Here is a 15764-nt window from a genome sequence, read left to right as displayed (position 1 = left end):
TACGAAGGCAAAATTTAGATTACATCTAAACGGAGACAAGCCTCACGACATGTAAGAAATACGGCAAATGTTAAATTGACAACCAACAGTATAATAAAACGGTGAAACTTTGTCCAAATCTAAAGCAAGAGATGAAGAAATACTCCAAGTTTTAAAGGAGATAAAAGCCTTGTTAGAACCTAAACCACCGCCACCACCACCGCCACCGCCAAAGGGCTTATGGAAGGAGTTTATGGACTTCATTTCTAAATACAAGGTCATGGGAATGGCTGTAGCCTTCATTCTCGGCTTGTATTTGGGCGCTTTAGTTCAAGCTCTAGTAAACGATATAATCATGCCAATAATAACGTTGGTGCTACCGGGAGTAGAATGGGAAGCCTTCACACTTGGACCTTTCCGCATAGGTCATTTCATAGGCGCATTGATAACATTCATTCTAGTAGCGTTCGTAATCTTCATCATAGTAAAAGTAACCAAAAAGTGGGGAGTCGAATAAAGGGCTTAACATCATCTCTTAATTTTTCTTCAGAGGAAAAGTATCATAAACATTCACGCTATTGAGGCTCTATGAGGGTGCATGATGGTTTATCCTCAATGTGGTAAATGCTCAAGCTTTTACTGCAGTCGCATGCCGCTGGAAAAGGTTGACGAGAAACTGCTCCCAAGCTTTTGTCCTATGAAAAACAGCAAAGAAACAATTCAATCAGCAATTAAAAAATACGTGGAAGACGAGGTAAAGCGAATTTACGTTCCAGCCACAATCACTGAGAAAGAGGCCTACCAAGTTGTTAGAGGTGTTTTGATGGCTGTTCGCCCAAGAATAAGGGAACTTATAGAATTCGCTAAACTGATAAATGCCAAAAAACTTGGGGTGGCTTTCTGCGCTGGGCTTCAAGATGAAGCGGCTAGAACGGTGGCGATTCTCGAAGAAGCTGGGTTTACCGTTGCGTCTGTTCGCTGCAAATGCGGCGCCATAGACAAAACAGAACTCGGCGTAAATAAAGACTACAAAATCGGCAACCCATCCGCATTTGAGGCTGCATGCAACCCCATTGTTCAAGCACAGCTTTTAAACGAGGCTAAAACAGACATAAACATCATTGTCGGCTTATGTGTGGGTCACGACATGCTTTTCACCATGCATTCAAAAGCTCCAGTAACAACCTTAATTGTGAAGGATAGGCTTTTAGGCCACAACCCAGTGGCCGCTCTCTACAGCAACTATCATAGGGACATAGTAAAATTTCAGAAGCACCTATGAAAATCCATGATAATTAAAGAAATCTATGCAAAAACCATTCTATCCAAATCAAAAGTTCTAGATTACGTTATCAACCCCTACGTCGGTTGTGAACACGGTTGCACCTACTGCTATGCTCGCTATATTAAGAGGTTCACAAACCACATGGAGCCATGGGGCGAATTTGTAGACGTGAAAATTAACGCGCCCACACTACTTCAACGGGAAATACGCCATAAGAAAGTTGGAAGAGTTTGGGTTAGCGGGCTATGCGATCCTTACCAGCCGTTAGAAAGACGGTACAACATAACGAGAAGATGCATTGAAATTTTGTTGAAGAAGGGGTGGCCAGTCACTATACAGACAAAATCAACCCTTATACTGCGTGACATGGCCCTCCTAAAAGGTCATGGCAACGTTGAAGTCATCTTAACTATAACAACAGCCGACGAAGGGATTAAACAAATTTTCGAACCTAAAGCACCATCCATTAAGGAACGGTTAGATGCTTTGGAGAAGCTACATTCAGCCGGTATTAAAACATGTGTCATGATTGCGCCCTTACTGCCTAAAGCTGAAGGCTTGATCGAAGCAATTGTTGGTAAAGCAGACTATGTGCTGGTGGACAAGATGAACTATCAATATGCAAACTGGATTTATAGGCGGCATGGCCTTGAGTACGCCATGACTCCCGAGTATTTCCAGCAAAAGAAAAGGGAGTTAACAAAACTCCTCGAACGGGAAGGACTATCTTATGAATTTGAATTTTAGAGAGTAAAAGTTATTTTAGCGTAAAATTTGGCTTGGTGTGTATGAACCCCCATTATGCCAAGCTTAAGCTTGGAGAAAAGACCCATTTTAAATGTTTAAGATGCGGGCGGTGCTGTAGCAATGGCCCAAACGTGGGACTTACAGCCTTTGACATACATCGCATAGCCTGTTTTCTTAACGTGGACTGGTGGAAGCTTAAAGGCAAATATGTGGTGGCTGTCATAGCTGATATGCTGGCGGTTCCGACGCTACGCGGCAAAGCAGATGGCACATGTATCTTCCTCGAATATAAAGATGAATTGCCCTTCTGCAGTATTTATCCCATCCGTCCCATGAGGTGTAGGCTATATCCCTTCATGCCCTATAGTCCAAGTAATAGCGAAACAATCTATTTGGACACATGCTGTCCTGGTTTAAAAGCTGGAACTGAGATAGAGCCCCCATGGAAGTGTTTAAGAGAATACTACGTTGAAGTAAAACTCCACTATACGAAGCTTTATAGTTTCATATTCCAAGAAGGATGCGAACCATTAGAAGCATTAGAAAAAACCATTGAAGATTGCATAAAGAAAAACAGCCTCTTTCTGTGAAAACATTTTAAACTCTGCAATTATACAGTTTTTGAGGTTCCAAGTTTGCTGTTAGTGAAAGATGTTATGGTGACAGACGTTGTAACCATTGAACCTAACGTTAACGTTAGAAAAGCTGTAAGGGTTATGAACGACTTTGAAATTGGTTGTCTAATAGTGGTTGAAGCCGGCCGCGTTGTCGGAATTTTAACCGAAAGAGACGTGCTTAAACGAGTGGTTGACGAAGGCAGAAAACCTGAAGAAACACGCGTTGGAGAAGTAATGTCTAAACCACCAATAACCATAAGCCCGGAAGCCAGCCTTGAAACCGCTATAGAACTCATGTTCAAACATAAAGTCAAAAAGCTTCCAGTTGTCGAAGACTATAAACTTGTAGGCTTAATAACATTAACGGACCTTGTCCGCGCTCAACCAGCACTAATACAAACCCTGAGAAGGCTTATGGAAACCTATGAGATGCCTAAAAGCCTAAGCAAAGTCGTAAAATACTACATTGTATAAGCTTGTAAAAGGTCACAACACGATTCGAAAACGTGCAAGCGATTATCCTTCAAAAATTTTTGCGATAAAAAATTTCATCTCATCCATGGACGTAGTAACGTCAACCATCATTTTTCCCAGCTCAGTAACTCTGTATACTCTCTTCCTTCCTTTCTTAACTACAAGTTTAATTAAGCCTTCCCTTTCCATGGAATACAGCCTAGAATATACTGTTCCCGGGCTTAAAAGTAAACCAAACTGTTTTTGGACAAAAACTAAAACGTCATAGCCGCTGAAAGCTCTATCCTTGAAATGCGCCATAATCACGATGTCCAAAAAACTTATAATTATTCGCTCAATAAACTTTTTCTTTATCTTGGAAGCATCAGAATTTCTAGCAACATCAGCCAAGGCCATAAGTACTGAACCGATTATGAGGCATATTACTTTTACCCAAAAGCTAGAATAGTTGCCGAGAGTTTTGGTAGCCCGGGGGAGATTCGAACTCCCGTCAAGGGCTCCAGAGGCCCCCATGCTTGACCGCTACACCACCGGGCTTCGCGTGTCTTCAAGCATTTAAGCTTTAGTTCTCCATAATAACCTTAACGTTTACATTTAAGTACAAATATTCCCGTTGTGGCTTGGCAGCCGGAACATATGAAGAACAATGTTTCAAACCCTATCTTTGTGGCTACTACCGTGGATAATAGCGCTGCAACCGCTTCTGTAATGTCATATATGGATTCAAACATTCCGAGGATTGTACCGCTTTTCTTTTTCTTGCCCAAATCCACCATCAACGCTAAGATTGAGGGACGTTGCAGCGCATAAGAAACCCCAAACAGGAATTCAATCATGTAAAGGCCCGTCATGTTTGGCACGTAAATGTAGCCCAAAGAACACAGCGCACCCATCATCACTCCAGCAAAAAAGACCCTCTCCTTACCATAGACGTCTGTAAGCCTTCCAGCAGCCGTCTTGAAGAGTGCTGCCACACCACAGAAAAACGCGTACAACAAGCCTACGTCCATAACTGTAGCGGAAAACCGATTAATAACAAATATTGGGTATATTGGCCCCAGCAAGCCGACTCCTAAAGAGTATAGAGTACTTAAAGCTAAGGCAAGCATGAGTGTGCGGGATGACTTCAGCATACATAACTCCTCCTGCTGAAGCCATCGCGGAATCATAGCCTATTTTATTCACGTACATTTCTGAGTCGGCTTGCCTCCGGGTTAGGTGAGAGAATCCGAATAGCGCATAAAAATAAACCTTTTGGTGAGAAAATGAACCGGTTTCATGCGGTATGACAAGTCTCTGCGAGAACCTATTTAGTCACTAGGACAGGGCATGAAGCGTTTCGAATAACGCCGTCGCTGACGCTTCCCAAAAGTATCTCCCTTATCCGGCTTAAACCCCTTGCACCTATGACAATCAAGTCGAATTTGCATTCTTTGGCCGCTTTAACTATCTCGTGGACTACGTGACCTTCTAATAACACAGTTTCAACTTCCATGCCTTCAGCCCTCACCCTTTTTGCGCCCTCGGCTAAAATTTTTGCACCAGCTTCTCTGACTGCTTCAGCAACCCTAGAATATTCAGCTGGAGTCACCATCGGAATACTTGGAACAAAAGTCGTCGGTTCCGGCACAAAAAATGGTCTGACACCAATGGAATAAATGTGGATCAACGTGATCTTACTTTCGAACTTTTTAGCTATTTGTATGGCAATGTCCAAAGCCCTCATAGAGTGTTCAGAACCGTCCAAAGGAACAAGAATTTTTTTAAACAAGGAAAACGGTCCTCCGATAATTACTGGTTGCAAGGCCTTAAATATATATTTTTGAAAACTGTCATTTACACCCCAGAATTGAAGGCTAAAAGTAGCTATAAAAGTGAAAAGTCTGTGGATTTTATCTTTCCCTTGGCGTCTATGACAACCTCAAAGCGTTCAGCCCATGGGTGGCCTTCAAGGTCTATAGGACATGTTCCCCTAACAATCCAGCAGTCACCCCTCTGCTCGACGGAAGCAACATCAATTTTTTCAGTCTTTTTCCTCTTCTTTAGAAAGTCCACAACTATCCTTTGGGCTTCCTCTTCCATCAAAACCTTCATGGCATATGTCCCAACTACTTTCGGTTATTTTTTCAGAACAAATGGCATTAAAAGTTATGAACAATGAATCTTTAGCAAAGCTAAACATACGCTAACTAACCATTAAATGCTGATTTGAATTTCATGAAAACTTTTATAAGCGGCATTCAACTCTACATAACGAAGTGCAAAACTGCTTTCTAAATAGGCGGTTTTTGCACAAAAATAAACAGGTAAAGGAGTTAAACTGGCTAAAATGTCTAGTAAAGAAATGCATAAGGCGGTCTGCTCCGACTGTGGCATGGAATGTGAGGTTCCCTTCGTTCCAGACCCAAGCAGACCAGTCTACTGCCGAGCATGCTGGATGAAAAGAAGAGACCGGAGAAGAAGGTACTAGTTCACGTTTAGTCCTTTCATTTAAGCCACTATTTCCTCCATTTTTGCCTTATACGAGAAATATTTATGCTAGATTATTATGGAATAAGCAAAACACGTTTAAGAGATGTAGGTTGAAAGCAGGACGTTAATTGCCCGTGCCGCTAGAGAATTGCGAATTTTTCTTCTGCAAAAGGTCTCAGCAAAAAATGTAATTTATGGCAACTTTTTAATAAGGTTAACCTTTTAGAAGGCAAAGAGGGCGTGTGTAAGTGTTTGAACGATTTGCTTAAGGTTATAATATTGAGTGTGATTCAAGGCTTTACGGAATGGCTTCCCATATCAAGCACTGGACATTTGAAAATTTGCGAAAATCTTCTCGGCTTGAAAGTTCCGCTGCTTTTTGATGTTGTTTTGCACGTTGGAACACTGATTGTTGTTCTGGCTTTCTTTAGAAACGATATTGCAGCCACTCTGAGGGCGCTTACAAATTTAGACTTCAAAACCGAGCATGGAAGGCTAATCCCCCTCATAATTGTTGGCACTGTGCCAACAGCGGCTATAGGATGGTTTTTCTATGAATTTTTGGAACATGTTTTTCATGAACTTTCAGTTACAGCCACGGCTTTTGTTGTCTGCGGTGTTTTTCTCTGGTTAACAAAAATTGGAAGAGAAAGATTCACTGACATCCATTATAAAGAAGCTCTCTCGATAGGGATTGCACAAGGTTTGGCCGTTGTTCCCGGGCTTTCAAGAAGCGGGTTAACCATTGCCGTTGCACTTCTGCTTGGGGTTAAGTGTGAAAAAGCGTTTAAATTCTCCTTTTTATTGTCGATTCCGGCAGTTGTTGGAGCATTGGCTTTGACTCTTTATAGGGAGCATAATATGCTGTTCACATCAACGTTTGGTTTATTTGAGTTTTCTGTTGGAGCAGTTGTAGTCATGATCGTCGGTTATTTAGTCTTAAAACTGCTTTGGAAAGTTTTAGCGAGAAGAAAATTCCACTTTTTCGCCATTTACTGTTGGCTTTTAGGTATTGCTCTGCTTTCAACCACATTTTAGGCGTTTTCTAGCCATTTAGGCTTGCCTTGAAGAAAGTCTGTCAAGAATTTTGCAAATTCGCCGTTTTGGACGTAAACCTCAGTTATTTCCTCGTTCACAAAAATTCTGAAACCCTCGTTCAATATTTTGGCTATCTCTCTGGCTACACCGGCGCTTCTTCCACCACTGTCTTTAAGGCTCTCAGTCAAAAGTGTAACCGCGTCTGTGCATTTTCGCTTGATTTCAACAACCCATCTTCCGTCATCAATGTATGGCCCAGAAATCGTCTCCGAGTTGGCGACATATTTAGCCAAAAATCTTTCACAGTCCGCGATTTTTTCCAGCGGTGGCCCAAGATGTTTTTTGACTCGTGGAAGACTGTGGCTTTCAAGTTCAAAAATGAAAGTGTTTAGATTTTCCTCATCACTCCAAGCAGTATGCCGTAATATTGCGAAATCGTTTGTTTCCAGAAGTTTTGCCAATGAACGTTGGGACTTATAAAGTTGCCCCCATAAAACATCTGGAACAGCGTTAACCTTACCGAAAACTATAAAGAGCAATGTGGAACCACGTTTTTGCAGCGTCGCCTTCAGTTCTTCAACATTTAACGGCTTTGTTTCAGGCGGATAAAAGAATTTTAGGCTCGGCTTTTCCAGAAATGCGCGGGCCGCAGCCACAAAAGTATAAAGCTTTTGAGGATGAACGGCTGCAGCAACGTTTCGTCCCATGTCCACTGGGTCAACGATCACTAAAGGCTCGTTAAAGAGCAGTGGCAATTCGTCCTCTCTGCCCTTAAAATGCTTTTCTATGTCTATGACTATCCGCTTTGTCCATTGAGCAAACGCCTTTAAAACCTCTGCAAAAGAGCCATAGTGAAGAACTAAGAGCTCACACAAATAGCCACTGAAACCTCCCACTTTTATTTCTGCGCCGTAGACACCTATACCCTTCATGAATCTTTTCAAGAGGCGAACTTCGCCATGCATATGCGGCTTTAAACATTTTTTCACGTAATCCGTGTGGTAGGGTGTGCGGTCTGTGGCGCTTAGCCATTCCCCGCGCTGAACTTCATAGCAGGGCACAATGTTAACTCGCACATTGTCTACAAACGCCTCAAGGTACGGGTGTTCCGCAAATCTTTCCACTTGTCTCGCTCCCTCCGTAGCTTTTCTAGCTATTTTTAGGGCAACTTCGCCGAGGTTGGCACGAGGTATACTCGGGGGCAAACGCATGAAAATATCTATGTCTGGCTCTCCGCTGAGCCAAGTGTCCTTGGCCACAGAACCTTCAAGTCGTACTGTTGCTTTTACGCCAAAATATTCCGCCGCTTCCTTAACCCGCTTTTCCAGCATTTGCGCCAAGCTCTCTGTTTTTTCATACTCCTCCAGGTTTGGGGTTATTTTCTCCAAAACGATTTTGCAAACTTTTTCTAACGCACTTTGCATAGTTTTAAGCCCGACCATTCTCCTTAAATCAGCATTTTGGACAGTATTCTCTGAGTGTTGTATAAATAGGTCCTTTGGGCGTTAAGTCGCTTCTTTTAAGCCTTAAACAGCTGGCTTCAATAATGCCGAAGTCAAAGTTTGCATTTTCCATTAGACATCTTGTAAGCTGTGCTTTGTTCCGTCCAGACCTTACACGGGCAATTGTTAAGTGGGGACTGAAGCCTTTTGGGTCTGGGGCAAAACCTAAATCACGAAGAGAAGGCTCTAACTGTTCGAAGATTCCTCGAAGTTGCGTGGAGCCCTCCCTTATCCCGGCCCAAATAACTCGGGGGTTCCGCTGATTTGGAAAAGCACCCAGCCCGTGAAGCTTAATGGTAAAAGGAGAAAATTGAATTTTACACATTGCCTCATAAACCTTGTCCACAGTAGCTGGTGTTATGTTTCCTAAAAAACGCAGGGTTATGTGAACCTTTTTAGGTTCAACAAGCTTTAAATCTGCACCCGCCCCAACTAAAATCCTCTGCATTTTTGCAATGTTCTCTAAGACGTTGGTGTTCTCGATGTCGAAAGCTATGAAACTCCTTATTGTTCCAGGCATCAGCCATTCCTTCGCATATTTTTAGTCCATAACTTTCATAAATGCTTTTAACGTTCTTGGAAATTTCATGGAATAAACCTTTATCTTGTTTTTCAGAAATCTTACCTGCATTATATGTACGAAAAATCCCACATAAAAACCAGACGGAGAGCAGTTAGTTTTAGTTTTCAGCTCCCCCCCAGGATCATGCAAAGAGTGCCGGGGGCGGGATTTGAGCCCGCGACATCTGGCGTTAGGCGCTTAGCCCCGTTCGACTCCAGATTATGAGTCTGGCGCCCATTCCAGGCTAGGCTACCCCGGCAGATTTTTCCGGATTAATTATGATTTTAGCGCTTGCTTATTTACGTTTTCTGAAGAGCAGCAGTCGGTTCCCTTTCGCAAACGTATTTGAACTCAACCTATGATAACGCTCTAATTTCATCAAGTGTTGAGACTGTTTTCATGCGAAATTTAACATATAAAGCAGGTCTCGAAGCTTGCACACGGAAGTCTGCGGCTTTATCGCGCAAACAAAAGTCGAATAACAGTAGAGATTTGCAATAGAAAAAAGAGAATGGTCACATTCGATTTTTAGTTTTCTTTTCCCTAGTAATTATTGCGATTGATGTAAGCATAGCTAATGCAAGAGGTGGTATTATGTTTATTGAGAATTCTGGTATAAGTGGATAACGATCTCGGTTATTGTTGTCAATTATGTATGGTGTGTCGCCTATTTCGTCGCTTCCAGTTTCATTCTGGTAGGGGCCACTGTAAAGGTCAACACCAGCGTAGTCGCTCCAATAGTTTCCACCGCTTGGATAACCCTTGTCCCAAACATTTATCGATGGAGGACATAGATTGTGATCCCATGAATAATCGTAGACTTGATGCGTGTTATTAATAAAGTTGTTATGGTGAAACTTGTTGCTTGAGGAATCCTCGAGATAGAGGCCAATCCCATTGTTTGCTATGTTGTTTCCGGAAATGCTGTTGTTCGAGGATGCGTAGAGCCAGACGCCAATCCCGTTGTTTGTTATAGTGTTTCCAGAGATTATATTGTTTTGTGAACAGAAGAAATAGATGCCATAATCAAAATTTTTGATTACGATGCTTTTGATGGTTACATTGCTTCTGTAAGCCAAATTTAGTCCAATTCCCCATGTTCCTTGAAGGGCGTAGCCTGCCCCATCAATTATTATGTTGTCTTTTTCAACGACAATACTATCGTTGATGTTATCAGTGAAAGTGTAGACGTTCCCAACCCGCTGAATCTTATCCGTCCCCTCAACTGAACCGTCAGCTCTAATATATATGATTCCGCCACCACGAACCTTGGAAACATTTAAAGCTACGCCAAACACTACTGACAGAAGCATCAATGCTGAAATGCCAGAAGCCAAAACATTTTTTATAATCATATCCAATCACTTAACATTTCACGCTATACACATACAAACAACTTTTAAGATTTACGGAAAATCTTCAATAGACACCGACATTTTCGCTTCCACTTTAAAAGAAAAAAGAGGGATGAGGGGGATCTCCATTAAAAGCGTAAATTGGCTACCTGGTACATTTTTGTATTTTTATTTGCGCTTCCTAAAAATATTAAGTCGTCCTTTTTGAAAAACAAGCTATATCTATTTCATGATGAGTGCAAACTGCTTAATAACGCATGTTTATTGCATCAATTGAATAAAAAATGAGGCTATCCAGCCAACAAAGAATACTACGGCTGTTAGAACAAGGCCGCTTATTATTAGTTCAGTTACTTTTCCACTTATGCTTGTTTCCGTAGATATTGCTGCCAGAAAACCTGTAAAAACCAGTACAGCAAGTGTAATCAGTACTGAGATTGGAACCGTCAATACTAATGGCAAGTTCAAGAAGTATGGTATCAGCGGGAAAATCGTGCCAATAAGCCTAAACAATCCAGCATACAGTCCGGTCCTGCGTGGATCGCCAAGTGCTTCCTCGTGTATACCATATCTTTCCTCAGCAAATAATCTCCTTAACAGGTTAGTGTCTTGCATCAACTCTTCGCCGACCATCGTCGCAGTTCCTTTGCTCAACCCCTTCTTCTCAAAAAACTTAATCATTCTCTCTGAGAAAACATCAGGAAGATTTTCCGTAATGATTTTCAATCTTTGCATTATACCTATTTTTATTTGTTTTTCTGTTTTGCCATAAAAATAGAAGCTAACGGCTGAGCTCATAGCCTCTGTAAAACCTACCAATAATCCAGCTATGGCTGCCGCAAATGGTTGTCTATAAACTCCAGCTAAGCCGGCGGATACAGATAGTACGGTTACAAGCCCACCACTAATCTGCGTTAAGACAATAGCCAAATTTTTTAAGAAGAACTTGTAACTTGCAGCGTATTCTTCAAACAGCTCTTCATGTCGAAGCTCATCAATTAGAATTCCCCTAATTGTCGATTGTTCCTCATTTGAGAGTTCTGGATCGTATAGAATGGTGCAATAATTGTTGATGGCTGCACGCTCACCTCTTTCAAGGAACTTCAAACCTAAACCCACGCCTAATAGTCTAAAAACAAAAGTGTAAACAACAACTTTGAGGGAGCTGGCTCTGAAAACTTTCGTTTCAACACCGCGTTTCTCCAGAAATCTCGACCAGAATCTCGCATGTTCCGCCTCAGTTTCGGACAAAACGCCTAATCTTTCCGACAAGGATTCAGCACGATAGCTCTTGGCAAGCCTGCTGTAAACAGCTGAAGTTTCAAGTTCATTCAGTAATGCCTTTTTTGCAAAGTTAATAGTCTCGACTTTAGCCATTGAAACCGCCTCGCAACAAGAAACATTCTTTAGAATTCAATAGAGATGCTTCCCATGTTATATCTAACATTACCAACTTTAAATTCATTTCACTTAAAATTCATTAAAACAATGGAATAGTACTACTAAGTCATCATTGTTATTATATCAATTTTAAAAACATTTAAATTTTGATATATAATATAAATTGCTAGGAGGTGGTTGGAGTGTCTGGAAAAATAATGATGAGGTTTATTGAAAGGGTGAAGGCGTTTTTAAAGAGGAAGCTAAAGGTGTCTAGCTTCAGCCGTTATTTTTAACTCTTCAACTGCGTCAGGTCTTCCTAAATAAACCGTGTCAGTCATTTCCACAAAAAGTCCTGTCTCAACAATCCCAGGGATTGCCTTCAGTTTCTCTTCGAGTTCAGCTGGGTTTTCTATCAAACCAAAGTCCACGTCTATTAAAAAGTTGCCGTTGTCCGTAACGATGGGCCCAACTTTCCCGGAGCCTTCCCTCACTTTGGATTTTCCTCCAAGCATGCTTATTCTGCGAATTACGAGGGGGACAGCGAAAGGCAAGACTTCTATTGGAACTAATTGGCCATTTTCTCCCAGGGTTCCAGCTTTTTTCCTCCAATCCGCGATTATTATAAGGGCTTTAGAGGCTGCAGCCACTATTTTTTCGCGAGTTAGGGCGCCACCCATACCTTTTATCAAGTTTAGGTTCTTGTCTATTTGGTCTGCACCGTCGATCGTCAAGTCTAGCAGAGGGTTTTCTTCGAGTGTTGTTGTTGGGATGCCGTTTTTGACGGCAAGCATGAAGGCTTGATACGACGTGGGAACCACTTTCACGTGTAAGTTTTCAACCCTTATCCTTCTTCCAATTTCTTCTGCTGCGTAGACAACCGTGCTTCCGCTTCCAAGTCCTATTACAAAGCCGTCTTTAACATGTTTTACAGCTTCTAGAGCCGCGTTTCTTTTGGCTTTTTCCAATTCCTCGCTTTTAGGTTTCAATTTCCATCTGCCCCAATCTTTCCAAAACTTTTTCCACTTCAGCGCGGATTTCCTCTATACGTTTTTCAGCCTCTGTTCTTGGAGGAGTCTTAGTTGGTGGTTTCCGCTTTTTCCTTTCTTTTTCCTTTGTTTCCTCCTCTGGTTTTTCCTCCTCCATCATTTTAACTGGCCTAGCCGGAGAGATGGCTATTTCCTTTATAGGTTTAGCTTCAACTTTTGAGCGAAGTTCCTCTATTTTCTCGGTTATTTCATCAAAACGTTCGCTGAAAAGTTTTATTAGATCCTCCTGCATGGCTTCAAGCTCGTGTAAGGCCACAAGCGACTCGTCCTTTGAAATGGCTTCCTTAACAATCATCATTCTCTCTTTATATGTTTGGGCAAGTTTATCCCTCTCTTCTTCGGTTATTTTGCCTTCGGCGTGCGCCTCATAAAGCTTCCTTATAGCGTCGCTTAGAATCTCCCTTTCTAAATCCAATATCCGCAGTTCTTCACGAGCTTTTGCAGCCTCCTCCGGAGAAACTGTTTTAACTATCTTGAAAGGTAAAGCCTTCGCCCCTACTTCGCTACTCCCCTTTTCAGCCGCTGCCTCAGCTTCACCCTTCCTTAATTTCTTCCTCATAGAATAAATGATTATGGAACATGCGATTATCGCCCCTACAGTGGTAATCATAAGCGCGATCGTTAGAGGATCGTCGAAGGGCAAAAGTTTCCCTCTACACTATCCACTAAATTCATAAAGACCTCTTATATATTTTTAAATTGTCCAGCCTGCAATCGTTAGGGCTAATGCCAACAACATTGGGGGCACGCTGCTAAGAAAACAAGAAATCCTTAAATCTGGAAATATAAACAGAATTGACATAGATTGCCCTGGTAGTATAGCCCGGTCTAGTATAGGCGGCTGTCGCCCGCCCGACCCGGGTTCAAATCCCGGCCAGGGCGCCACACTTTTGGGTTCAAATCCCTTCTCCCTGATTTAAATTCGCAGACAGTAAACGGCATAGGGCGTGAATTGAAGGGAATATATGACTACGAGGAGAGGCTTCAGCGGTACAGACGCGTTATAGCCAGCTTCGGCGTCAACGGCGAGGTTGCACTGCGCTTTCTCGACCACCTCTTCAGCCTGAACCTAAGCGTTGCGAGGGTCAGCAAGATCGCCAGCCACATTCCCGCACTGCTCCGCCTCATCCACTTCGATCTAAAGGACGCCGCGCGAAGCGACGTCGAGCGCGTTGTAGCCGCCATAAACAGCAACAGGCGTTGGAGCGCTTGGACCAAGCACGACAAGAAGCTGATCCTACGCAAGCTCGTCCAGTACGCTAAATACGGCAGCTGCGACAGAAGCACGCCAATCCCGCCAGAGGTTAGCTGGATAAGGCTTAAAGTGAAGGACGATGAGAGCCGCGTCACGCCTGAAAAACTCCTGACGCCGGAGGATTTCGAGGCGCTCGTCAAGGCCGCCGATAACCGCCGCGACAAGGCCATGCTCTACGTACTCTTCGAGGGCGCCCTCAGGCCCGGCGAGCTTCTGAGCATGAGCGTGGGAAGCGTTAAGTTCAAGGAGGTTGAAAACGAGTCCGGGAAGTGCAGCTACTGCGTAATCTCGGTCAGAGGCAAAACTGGCCTAAAAGTCGTACCGCTAGTTGTCAGCTACAGGCCACTCATCGAGTGGCTAGATGATCACCCGAGGAGGACGGACCCCGACGCGCCGCTGTGGTGCTCGCTGGCCCCAAACCACAAGGGCGAAAGGCTAAGCTACAGGCACTTCCGCCTCATAATAAAGTACACAGCGAAGAAGGCTGGGCTTAGAAAGGAAGTGTGGCCCTACCTGTTCCGCCACTCAACCCTTACGGCCCTCGCCAAAGTCTTTACGGAAGCCCGCTTAGAGCAGTTCGCTGGCTGGGTTCATGGCTCAAAGATGAGTGCCCGCTACGTGCACCTCAGCGCAAGGGATCTAGAAAACGCCATACTGGAGCTTCACGGTCTAGCAAGGCCTAGGCATGGCATAGACGTACTACAACTAGCCGCATGCCCAAGATGTGGATGCAAAAACGCCCCAAGCCTTGTTAGATGCAGTTTCTGTGGTTTCGTGTTAGACAGAGAGCTGGCCGCAAAGATCGAGGAGGAAAATCGCCATATGGAAGAAGCTATAATCAGGCGAATAGAAAACCTTGAGCGGTTAGTGCACACCATGCTCAACAGCCGAAGCGTTCCTCAAGAATGAGTTTTTAAGTTCCTTAAATTCTCCTACACTTTTTCCAAGTCAACCCTCCGCATAATAATGCAATCGTCACCGTCCACAATCTCACCGCCATCAAACAGCACTAAAATTTAAAATTCTAACTAATGATTTTTGAGAATTTGTCTATAACTTACGAAATTAAGCCCCCTCGTAGAGCCCAGAACACGAGCCAAAATATACGGACGACAAGATTTTGCGAATTCGCTAGATAAATCAGGTCAGGACATTTCGGAGTTAAATTAGCGCCTAAAAAGCGATCGGAGCGGCCAAAACTCTTTGACATAGTGTCCTCAGACGCCTCTATTGTTGGAGAAGCTGAATTTATCGCCACGGAGAAAAAGAATCACTCCTAGAACATCAGCCCACATAACGGGAATTGTCTGGCTACTAGAAAAAGATAGATGCAAAAACAAAATTCATAGCCTTTGAGGAAATGAACAACCTCCAAAGAAATGGTTGAAGAAATATAGAAAAGGAAAACTTATATGGGTGGCATTAATCTTAAATCTTAATACATGAGATGAGTCCCAAAAGATTTACACGAGAAAAAATTAAACTGCTTGAGGTTACGAAGTACAAAAACTTTACAAAATTAAGAGTCCCTCCAGCCGACACATACCTAACTGAAACTCCCGTCCATGTAGGTTTGACCACCACGTCAGACTTGCCGAAATCGCCGGTCACTTCCAGCCCAACATTTAGGCTTAGGCCACTCGACTCAAAGATCGATCGTAACCCCTCGATAAGTAGCCCTATGGCCAGCCTATGGTTCTGAATGTAAAGTGCGTCCACTCTGCCGTCAGCTTCATGATGTTGTAAAGCTTTTCTGATGCAGCCTCGGCAAGAATATTTTAGCAGTGTGTCCAGCACGAAGGCTTTTCTAGGCTTTCCAGAAGGCGTTAGAAGTCCATACTTTATGGCTATGTCGTTGCAAATCTTGTCAAGCCAAATTCTTAATTGTTCGAAGGAAGGCTTTTGATCGTGCATGACTATGAATGTGGAAGCTTCGTCCAGCCGTTTCATGTTTCGTCCTCCTAAGTGACGTAGTCTAAGCCTTCCCATCCACAACTTTGTTGTATGTCATCCTTGTCGTCGGACGCGCTGTCTTGGCGCTGGCTTAAC

At 43.1% G+C, this 15764-nt stretch carries 19 protein-coding genes and 3 tRNA genes; 9 read left to right on the top strand and 13 right to left on the bottom strand.

Annotated elements, in window-relative coordinates; genetic code table 11:
• Nucleotides 1-232: 232 nt before the first annotated feature.
• From KEJ24_07685 to KEJ24_07665, 5 genes are all read left to right on the top strand, one after another.
• Nucleotides 233-496 (top strand): MscL family protein, encoded by a 264-nt coding sequence (locus KEJ24_07685; protein MBS7647700.1) that lies wholly within the window; start codon nucleotides 233-235, stop codon nucleotides 494-496.
• Between the two features lie 84 nt (nucleotides 497-580).
• Complete coding sequence (locus tag KEJ24_07680) at nucleotides 581-1261, top strand: DUF1847 domain-containing protein (GenBank protein MBS7647699.1); 681 nt, start codon at nucleotides 581-583, stop codon at nucleotides 1259-1261.
• 6 nt (nucleotides 1262-1267) lie between these two features.
• Complete coding sequence (locus KEJ24_07675) at nucleotides 1268-2011, top strand: radical SAM protein (protein MBS7647698.1); 744 nt, start codon at nucleotides 1268-1270, stop codon at nucleotides 2009-2011.
• A 41-nt stretch (nucleotides 2012-2052) separates the two neighbouring features.
• Nucleotides 2053-2601: a YkgJ family cysteine cluster protein gene (locus tag KEJ24_07670; protein ID MBS7647697.1), complete on the top strand. Its 549-nt coding sequence runs from the start codon at nucleotides 2053-2055 to the stop codon at nucleotides 2599-2601.
• Nucleotides 2602-2646: 45 nt separating this feature from the next.
• Nucleotides 2647-3102 carry a CBS domain-containing protein gene (locus KEJ24_07665; protein MBS7647696.1) on the top strand — a complete coding sequence of 152 codons (456 nt, stop codon included), beginning with the start codon at nucleotides 2647-2649 and terminating at the stop codon, nucleotides 3100-3102.
• A gap of 42 nt (nucleotides 3103-3144) precedes the next feature.
• On the opposite strand, the gene KEJ24_07660 is transcribed toward KEJ24_07665, so the two are convergent.
• From KEJ24_07660 to KEJ24_07640, 5 genes are all read right to left on the bottom strand, one after another.
• A complete protein-coding gene (locus KEJ24_07660; GenBank protein MBS7647695.1) occupies nucleotides 3145-3498 on the bottom strand; it encodes a helix-turn-helix transcriptional regulator in 354 nt (117 codons plus the stop codon).
• 65 nt (nucleotides 3499-3563) lie between these two features.
• Nucleotides 3564-3639, bottom strand: a tRNA-Gln gene (locus tag KEJ24_07655).
• A gap of 44 nt (nucleotides 3640-3683) precedes the next feature.
• Entirely contained in the window at nucleotides 3684-4235 is a 552-nt protein-coding gene (locus KEJ24_07650; protein MBS7647694.1) for an MFS transporter, read from the bottom strand.
• A gap of 173 nt (nucleotides 4236-4408) precedes the next feature.
• Nucleotides 4409-4873, bottom strand: a complete 465-nt coding sequence (locus KEJ24_07645) for a universal stress protein (GenBank protein MBS7647693.1) — start codon at nucleotides 4871-4873, stop codon at nucleotides 4409-4411.
• Nucleotides 4874-4968: 95 nt separating this feature from the next.
• On the bottom strand, nucleotides 4969-5196 hold the full coding sequence (locus tag KEJ24_07640; GenBank protein MBS7647692.1) for a hypothetical protein: 228 nt from the start codon (nucleotides 5194-5196) through the stop codon (nucleotides 4969-4971).
• 235 nt (nucleotides 5197-5431) lie between these two features.
• On the opposite strand from KEJ24_07640, the gene KEJ24_07635 reads away from it, so the two are divergent.
• A complete protein-coding gene (locus KEJ24_07635) occupies nucleotides 5432-5572 on the top strand; it encodes a DNA-directed RNA polymerase (protein ID MBS7647691.1) in 141 nt (46 codons plus the stop codon).
• Between the two features lie 281 nt (nucleotides 5573-5853).
• Nucleotides 5854-6612: an undecaprenyl-diphosphate phosphatase gene (locus KEJ24_07630; GenBank protein MBS7647690.1), complete on the top strand. Its 759-nt coding sequence runs from the start codon at nucleotides 5854-5856 to the stop codon at nucleotides 6610-6612.
• Here the strand turns inward: KEJ24_07630 and cca are convergent.
• From cca to KEJ24_07595, 7 genes are all read right to left on the bottom strand, one after another.
• Nucleotides 6609-8036, bottom strand: a complete 1428-nt coding sequence (cca, locus tag KEJ24_07625; protein ID MBS7647689.1) for a CCA tRNA nucleotidyltransferase — start codon at nucleotides 8034-8036, stop codon at nucleotides 6609-6611. The genes KEJ24_07630 and cca overlap by 4 nt on opposite strands.
• 28 nt (nucleotides 8037-8064) lie before the next feature.
• The gene (thpR, locus tag KEJ24_07620; protein MBS7647688.1) at nucleotides 8065-8634 is read right to left on the bottom strand and encodes an RNA 2',3'-cyclic phosphodiesterase; all 570 of its coding nucleotides are present in this window, start codon (nucleotides 8632-8634) and stop codon (nucleotides 8065-8067) included.
• 196 nt (nucleotides 8635-8830) lie between these two features.
• A tRNA-Met gene (locus KEJ24_07615) sits at nucleotides 8831-8935 on the bottom strand.
• 256 nt (nucleotides 8936-9191) lie between these two features.
• Nucleotides 9192-10031, bottom strand: coding sequence for a right-handed parallel beta-helix repeat-containing protein (locus tag KEJ24_07610; GenBank protein ID MBS7647687.1), 840 nt, complete (start codon nucleotides 10029-10031; stop codon nucleotides 9192-9194).
• A 261-nt stretch (nucleotides 10032-10292) separates the two neighbouring features.
• Nucleotides 10293-11408 carry a VIT1/CCC1 transporter family protein gene (locus tag KEJ24_07605; protein MBS7647686.1) on the bottom strand — a complete coding sequence of 372 codons (1116 nt, stop codon included), beginning with the start codon at nucleotides 11406-11408 and terminating at the stop codon, nucleotides 10293-10295.
• 266 nt (nucleotides 11409-11674) lie between these two features.
• Nucleotides 11675-12379: a ribose 5-phosphate isomerase A gene (rpiA, locus tag KEJ24_07600; GenBank protein MBS7647685.1), complete on the bottom strand. Its 705-nt coding sequence runs from the start codon at nucleotides 12377-12379 to the stop codon at nucleotides 11675-11677.
• A 10-nt stretch (nucleotides 12380-12389) separates the two neighbouring features.
• Entirely contained in the window at nucleotides 12390-13103 is a 714-nt protein-coding gene (locus KEJ24_07595; GenBank protein MBS7647684.1) for a hypothetical protein, read from the bottom strand.
• A gap of 164 nt (nucleotides 13104-13267) precedes the next feature.
• Between KEJ24_07595 and KEJ24_07590 the strand changes: the two genes are divergently transcribed.
• A tRNA-Asp gene (locus KEJ24_07590) sits at nucleotides 13268-13345 on the top strand.
• Nucleotides 13346-13412: 67 nt separating this feature from the next.
• A complete protein-coding gene (locus KEJ24_07585; protein MBS7647683.1) occupies nucleotides 13413-14624 on the top strand; it encodes a tyrosine-type recombinase/integrase in 1212 nt (403 codons plus the stop codon).
• Nucleotides 14625-15143: 519 nt separating this feature from the next.
• Here the strand turns inward: KEJ24_07585 and KEJ24_07580 are convergent.
• Complete coding sequence (locus KEJ24_07580; GenBank protein MBS7647682.1) at nucleotides 15144-15665, bottom strand: hypothetical protein; 522 nt, start codon at nucleotides 15663-15665, stop codon at nucleotides 15144-15146.
• Nucleotides 15666-15764: the final 99 nt, after the last annotated feature.

Source organism: Candidatus Bathyarchaeota archaeon (assembly GCA_018396705.1).
GTDB lineage: Archaea > Thermoproteota > Bathyarchaeia > Bathyarchaeales > Bathycorpusculaceae > DRVP01.
The sequence above is the reverse complement of the archived record's forward strand: the minus strand, read 5'-3'. Positions and strand labels throughout refer to the sequence as shown.